Origin of the sequence: Alkaliflexus imshenetskii DSM 15055 (assembly GCF_000517065.1) — a bacterium.
GTDB classification, from domain to species: Bacteria; Bacteroidota; Bacteroidia; order Bacteroidales; family Marinilabiliaceae; genus Alkaliflexus; species Alkaliflexus imshenetskii.
In genome coordinates, this window is the sequence record NZ_KI912105.1 from 1,180,726 (window position 1) to 1,188,323 (window position 7,598).

At 41.4% G+C, this 7,598-nt stretch carries 5 protein-coding genes; all 5 read right to left on the minus strand.

What is annotated here, in order from left to right:
* Positions 1 to 76: 76 nt before the first annotated feature.
* Positions 77 to 2,227 carry a choice-of-anchor tandem repeat GloVer-containing protein gene (locus ALKIM_RS0104790; protein ID WP_026473649.1) on the minus strand — a complete coding sequence of 717 codons (2,151 nt, stop codon included), beginning with the start codon at positions 2,225 to 2,227 and terminating at the stop codon, positions 77 to 79.
* A gap of 551 nt (positions 2,228 to 2,778) precedes the next feature.
* Positions 2,779 to 4,482, minus strand: a complete 1,704-nt coding sequence (locus ALKIM_RS0104795) for a hypothetical protein (RefSeq protein WP_044117752.1) — start codon at positions 4,480 to 4,482, stop codon at positions 2,779 to 2,781.
* Between the two features lie 56 nt (positions 4,483 to 4,538).
* Positions 4,539 to 6,512, minus strand: a complete 1,974-nt coding sequence (locus ALKIM_RS0104800; protein WP_026473651.1) for a fibronectin type III domain-containing protein — start codon at positions 6,510 to 6,512, stop codon at positions 4,539 to 4,541.
* A 494-nt stretch (positions 6,513 to 7,006) separates the two neighbouring features.
* Positions 7,007 to 7,285 carry a Txe/YoeB family addiction module toxin gene (locus ALKIM_RS0104805; RefSeq protein ID WP_026473652.1) on the minus strand — a complete coding sequence of 93 codons (279 nt, stop codon included), beginning with the start codon at positions 7,283 to 7,285 and terminating at the stop codon, positions 7,007 to 7,009.
* A partial coding sequence (locus ALKIM_RS0104810) for a prevent-host-death protein (protein WP_218916665.1) occupies positions 7,282 to 7,598 on the minus strand: 317 nt, incomplete at its 5' end. The genes ALKIM_RS0104805 and ALKIM_RS0104810, both read right to left, overlap by 4 nt.

Genomic DNA, 7,598 nt, shown 5'->3' on the forward strand with positions numbered 1-7,598 from the left:
AGTCGGTAAATGATGACAGGTTGAACTTGAAGAAACCGCCTTGACTAGAAACACCTTTTGTTTGTTCTGCAACGATCTAAATGTTCTTGTTCCGGACTGAAATAGCGCCAATTGTGCTCTCGTTGGATGATGATTTCAGACGTTCTGTCTGACTAATCTTCGTTTTCTTTAATCCATCAAACAACTCTAACTTGACATAATCAACGATTTCAAATATGTCTGCACCGTCCGTACTGATGCCAATAACGCTGCCAAGTCCACTAACGCCTCCTGTAGAGGTAGAAATAAAAAGCGTTCCATTATCAAGCACCAATGGTGCGACAGGAAAAGCGCCAAGTGAAAGACTAAAGTCATGCAATTTAGAAAACTCTGTTCCATCAATTTTAAATCTGAAAAGAACGCCAAAATCACCCAACCCTCCTTGATGTGAAACAGCATATATATAAGTGCTATCAGTAGCTAGGGCTGCACCATACCTGCCAGCGTCAACACCATCTGACTCATAAATAATTTTAAAATCGCTACCATCAGCATTACTTGAGTATAAAACCAAATAGTCAGTTGCGTAACTTGAAGCCAGTCCATAAAAAACAGAATTGAGTTCTATTAATGAGCCTACTGGCCTGACAGCATCCGTTTCGGCAAAATCGATTACAGGTTTAAAACCTGTACCATCTTTGTTAATTTCAAAAAACACCCCTCTGTTTGCCATTCCACCGCTTGAGGCAACACCATATAATTTGGAACCCAACTCAACCAATGAACCATTTGGGTAGTTACCTTTTTGATAATTAAAATCAAATAACTTGGAGTAAGAGTTATCACCCAAAGCATAGCTGAAAAAAGTACCTTGTCCGTCACGGCCTCCTTGTTGTGTCAGCCCGTATAGCATGTCGTCGCACAATATCATTGAGCCAGTTGGAATTGCACCGTCTTGCGGAAAAAAACTATGAAGAACCTGATAATTCTGACCATCAGGATCAATAGAATAGATTACACCGCTATTGTATAGACCACCACCTCGTGTAAAACCATAACATAAAGAGGGAGTAACTACCACCGAACCTTCAGGATAATATCCAATGTTGGTGCCCTCAAGGTGTTTTACTATCGTAAAATTGTTTCCATCAGGATCAATGCTAAAAACAACACCATAATTGAACTCGCCATTGTTGGCATAACCAAACAATTGGTCATTGATAACTGTTAAAGCCGCATCAGGATTGGCACCATCGAATTTATTAAACTTGTGCAAAAGGGTAAAGCTGTGGTCTACTAGGTCTACTTTAAATATAACGCCATCAGCATTTCCACCAATAGAAGTCATGCCATACAAAGCTGATTCATAATGGGTCAGACCATTAGGATTGCATCCTGTTAAAACACCAAAATCTGCCAACTCCTCATACATAGAGCCATCCGTATTTACCTTATAAATAAGTCCACAACCGTATGATCCTCCTTGTAGAGCTGCTCCATAGATGGTGTTGTCGAGAACGACTAAGCTGCCAGTGGGCATGAATGATAATTCTGCATCGAAATCGTCCTTTAGGATAGTAAAATCATCTCCGTTGGTTCTGATTTTAAATAAGACACCATTGTCATTAAAACCACCTCCAAGCGTGGTACCATAAAGAAACCCATCCCTTACTGTTAAAGGACTGGAGGGTTCTCTCCCATTCTCGCCATTAAAGCTAAATATGATTTGAAAATCTTCACCATCTGTATTGATACTAAAAATCCGGCCTCTCGCATTATAATCGTCCCGGGTTGTACCGTAGAGGGTGTTACCATCAATTGCCCGAGATTGAAAAGGGGTTGATGTCAAATGATCAAAATCATACAACTTAACATAGCCGCTTCCATCTGTGTTTAATTTAAACAGTGTACCCATGTTTTCGGCTCCACCCATATTGGTTATCCCATAGAGCACACCCTCATTAAGCACAAGGGTGCCTAGCCCCCCTGCGCCTGAATCATCCCCATCAAAACTATGTAGCACATCGAATTCGGAGTTTACTATGCCAACGCGATAGACGTATCCCTTTCCATATTGACCGCCATCCCATTTGGTTCCGTATAGAAACTCGCCGTCGGAAACAATCCCATTATTAAAAGATTGGTTGGTTTCGTTTATGAAACGGTGTAGTAAACCATTTTGCGAAGAGGCTGTAAATTCAAAGCATGTAAGATTGCAAAAAGTAAGGAGTAGTAAAATTCTAAGCATGGCTATTTGGATTAAAAGATAAGATTTCTTATGGTACACAATATTAGAAAAATTTCTTCAAGCCTTACTCGAACCTTATCAAAATTAATTTACAGTACAGTGAGAATTATTTCACTGTATGCGCCAAAACCATTTTTTTCTTCTTAAAGCATTAAGGATAAGCCAATTCACCACCTCATATAAAACGACCATCACATCGCTGATAGGTAAACAAACACGGAGCAAAACCTCTAGCAGATCAAACATTATTATTGAACTTAAGCACAACGTTGGCGCGAGTATGCAACGCTTGCCGCTACTTACTTAACTCCCCAATATTCTATCTACGATAAACAAACAATTAATGCATTCGCTGCGGAACAAACATTTTTCTACAAATCAAAATACGGCACTTTTACATGTCACAACTCTTTAGCTATTTTGGGTTTCGACATTGCCCCGAATGTAAATCGGTGCGAACGGGGGAAAAGAAAAATACATATTGCAGATTCGCGCTACAGGAGCCAATTTACAGGTTAGGATAATTAGATTTCAAACACCTGCCATTTCAATTAAAAGTTTTTATCGAACTTAAAATCACCATCTTTTCGAAATATCTGCATGTTAAAAATGTAGCTATACGAAAAGTTTGCGGAGTAGTGCGTGGTATGTCCGCGCTGTGCCTGATTGTTTATCATGGCCAAACTAAGGTTAAAATTATGTCGCTTAATCAATGAATATCCGCCCGTAACACGAAGATTAACGATATTGGCAATTTTACCTTGCTGGCTGAATGAGTTACTTAAAGTTCCGGCAAAAGCTGCTCTAATGTGCTGCGGAAAAATCTTTTGAACAGTGACATTTGTGCTCAGAACATGCATTGTTATTTCAGGAACGGCATTTTGGTTGTGATTCACAGTGGCAGATACGGTAAAACGTGAAGGCGTGAGCGAAAACATGTATGACAACATTGAGTTATAAATTCGACTACCAATATATCGTTTATCGTCGTCTTGCTGTTGTGACGCCTCCTGATATGAAAAACCTGCATTTATATTTTGTCTTAACTTTTCATTTGCCAGCAGCACATAATTTGCATTTATCGACGAGGCCATGTCTAATCGGGTGAAATTTAGCGTATCCAGATTTTGATATTGATTGGTTCTGGTTACTTCATCATAAATATCTTTTATATGAACAAACGACTGCACATTTGACATGGCTAGTGCCAGAGATAAACGATTGTTGACCGGTGCCGCCACATTACCAGAATATATGGCTCGTTTGGCTGTGGTTGTTTTCTGATTCTCGATGTTGTCACGCTGAAATCCGATATCCATACCAAAATTTACTGTCTTAAATAAAACAGTGCCCAGGTTGGCAGTGATATTCTCAAAGTCGTTTACAAAATAGTAGCCTCCAAAAGTTCGGTAATTGGGTTCAACCCGCTCATAAGATGCACCGATTCGACCTAGTGAAGTAGTCTGAGCAACTGATGTTTTAAACGCATGATGCACTGTTACATCTCCGCGTGAATTGAATAGAGAATTACCTGATTTGGACGCTTCGGTGCTGCTGATGTCGTGATTTATTGCGCTCGCCCCAAATTCGCCCATCCACAAAAAACCATTGGCCATGCGAATATTCATTCTTATACTGCCAGCCAGATTGTCGGCAGGCTTAAGCCACTCTCCTTCGGTTGGTTCAAACTGAGAAATGGAGTTAACCTCATCTTTAGCTTTAAACAAACTAAACATCACATCCACATTTGAACCTTCATAACCCGCAGAAATACCGGATCCCATCCTGCGGAACATTGGCTCGATTGCCAAAGAGTCTTGCGGTACCGCTTTTCTAAGTCTACCATGCATGGCAGCAAACCTAAAACCATTATCGGGCTTTAACTCTACACCGCCGCCATAGAACTCATGTCCCGCCAGGGTATAAGGCGAAAATGACATAGAACCATAACCCATGTGTGTTGTAATCCATCGGTAAGATGGCGACAAAGAGAATCGATTGAACGGTTGCGGAAGATTTCCTGTAACTTGATTGTTGGTGTAAGCAAATGAAAACGGTAGGTTAACAACCCCAAAAAGTGTGCTGTTCACATTTCCGGAGAGGTAATACGAATAAGGTTCATATCGGGCAAGTGAATCCGGAGAATAGTTGAAAATATGACTCATGTTGAAACCTCCACTGGTTACGAGCGCCGGAGATTTAATAACCTGCTCCACATCTTGCGAAAAAATGAGGGCAGGAACTGAGATCAACATAGAAACCATGAAAAAGCGAAAAGGGCTAGGCATGCAGGGTCAGGCTTTTATATCTGTTAGAAATTTACTTGCACCGGATTGCTTAGTTGCGACGACGTTCCATCGGCATATATGGCGCTTATCCGATATGTATAAGATTTTCCGGGGCTTAAAGCGCGATCAATAAATTGACTTTCATCGGAATTTCCGTATATACGAATGGGTTCCTCCCCTTCGCTACGGTAAACCACAATCCTAACTATACCATCTGCCTCCTTATCCCATTCCAAAACTACGTGGTCTATTCGCCTTATGTATTTTAGTTGAATCATCCCCTTCCCACCTCCTGAAATTTTGATATGACGTATATTAGATGGCGATGAGAGCAACTCGCTTTCATCGCCGGCTATAACGAAATAAGAATACCCGACTCCTTTATTTACCGTTCGGTCAATATATGAAAGCATCTCCTCGCCATTATATTCCAACTCTGCGAGAAGTTCAAAGGTAGGTTCACCATCCACCTTTCGGCTTACATAATGTTTTACGACATCAGAGCTGAAGCTGGGAATCCACTCTACAACCAAACTATTCACATCTTCGGTAAGCGAAACCAGTCGGGGTGCAACAGGAGGAATCTGGTCAGGACGCTTTAGTTCCAATATTTCGGAGAAGGATGATTGATTCTGCCGCACATCCACAGCTGTGACCCTATAGTACACACTCCGCGAAAGCGTGGTAATATTAATTGAACCATAGAACATGGTGTCCTTCAATAAAGCCGGTGTTGACAATAGAAATTCATGGTTCGGATGATTTGAGACATAAACTCTATACCCGTCCAGATCTCTCTCTTTATTAGCGTGCCAGGTTATGCTTACATGCCCCAGACTGTCGATGCGTCCGACAAGACCCTGTGGCGCCAGTGGAGGGAAACTATCTACTCTGGCCACGTAGGTTTCGTTTAACGATACGCTCTCATTTTCCTCATTATAAACCGACACCAAATAGTAATTTGTAATATCTGGATTGGTATCGACAAAAGTTCTGCGGGCAGGCTCATGACCATCATACAGAATCTCCTTACGTCCGTTAGGACCGGGTGAATGATACACGCGAAACCCTTGTATGTAGGGGTTCATCTCGTCTGGATACTCCCAGGTAAGTTCCACCACCTCATTATTTATCACATTTTTCGCCACCATTGTGGGTGGATTCTCCAAAGGAAGCCTACCGGTGCCTGAAACGGGTTCGGAAGGAGGTCCCAACTCGCCAAATGCACTCACGCCTCTCACCCTGTAATGGTACACATTCTGATTATCTAAAAGGGAATCGGTACGATACATTAAGTGTGGAATGATGCCCTCATCGGACAACTGAACAATAGCGTTTTCACCAAGTCGCTGAAAGGACTCACCATTGTCGGTTGAACGTTCCAATACATAACTGTTGTATATGTGATTGAGATACATAATATTCCAGGAGAGAGACACGCTTTTGTTGCCCCACCTGGCCATGGGGGTGATTGCTTTTGGAAGCGGCTGATACTCTGACAAACCCGTAAAAACAAATCCCGTATCCACTGCGAAGGAATCGGGAGCATCAATAAAAACGCGATAGAGATATTTTTCGTTCTGCCTGGCAGATGTGTCGGCAAAGAACAATCCGGACAAACGGGCAGCATCCATGGACTGATCGGCCGAATATAAAGCGAAACTGTATCGATGCTGCTCTTCCAAATACATTTTATACACCATGTGAGGATTCCCTTGAGAATCCAAACCCTTAAAAGTAGAAGAGAATATGCATTCAGCAGCTATTGCCACGTACTTATCACTATCAATATAACGCGCCCACTGCTGCTGATCCATTGGTCTGAAGGGCTCTTCATTTAACAAAACCGGATTGACATTTTCGGGAATTTCTCCATCACGCAGCAATGTGAAACGCTCAATTTTATATCCGTATGCGTTACCCAATCGCCATACATCAGGCGATGTAGGAGCCCAGCGCAACAAAATCTCCTGTTCACGTGGACTTCCGAGCAGCATGACCCCTCTGGTTTGGGAAAAACTTATGGTTGAGAATGTTAGAAGAAACGTTAGAAATATAACGTTGCTGAGAAGTGACAACTTCTTCAATGGGATAGGGCAAAGGTTCATATCGCAACACTCAAGGTTATGGTCAAGAATTATAGTGTCGGATAAAACTAATAATTTCACTCAATTCTGCATAACATTTTGACAAAAAAGTTTGACCACCAGGTTTATTGATATCCAGTGGACATTATTGCGTTTCAAGTTTTAAGATGGTGAGCTATATGATGCTTGCAGACGGTGACAATGGCAAGTAAATACTGCAGGTATAATTGCGATGAAGTTGTAAACTAGCCGGGCCAGGGGGTCGAATTGTGGTAGCTACAAACAATAATAAGCAGGGAAGTTGCAGTTACAAACTGCCAGATATGATTCGACGTAGTCACCCAACGCGTTTTCTAACACACAAGACTACGCCGAGCAGGGGTCGTGTGGTGGGATTTTAATAGTTACTTATCACTGTAATGCCCCCAAAGACTTAGAACATGAACAGTTACGATGTCTTCATTTATAGAGTAAACAAGTCGGTGCTTATGATTTATTCTGCGTGAAAACTTACCGGACAGTCCGTATTTCATTAGCTCTATACGCCCGGTTCCTTCAGTAGGGTTTTCTTTAAGTTCATTAAGAAGTTTAGCTATCTTTTTAAGCACAACTTTATCACCGGCTTTCTTGTGTTTTTCAATGTCAGCTTGGGCTACTTTGGTAAATTCCAGAACATAACTCATAGCCCAAGTAAATCATTAATTTCTTCAGAACTTGTAACTCTTTTTACCTCACCACTTTTCGCTTGCTCTGCACTGAGTTTTATTTTCTTAACCATCTCAGCATTAAAATAAACATCGTCTTCATTTATGGGAGTTAAGGCGTAAGATTTATTTGCCCCACGCTGAACAATGATTTGCTCTCCTTTATCTGCCCTTTCAAAGTAAAGCCTTTGATTTTGCCTAAATTCTCTACTACTGATTACTAACATGACATTTCGATTTAGTGTGTACCAACATGGTACAAAGCTACTAAATTCGATGTTCATTTCCTTCA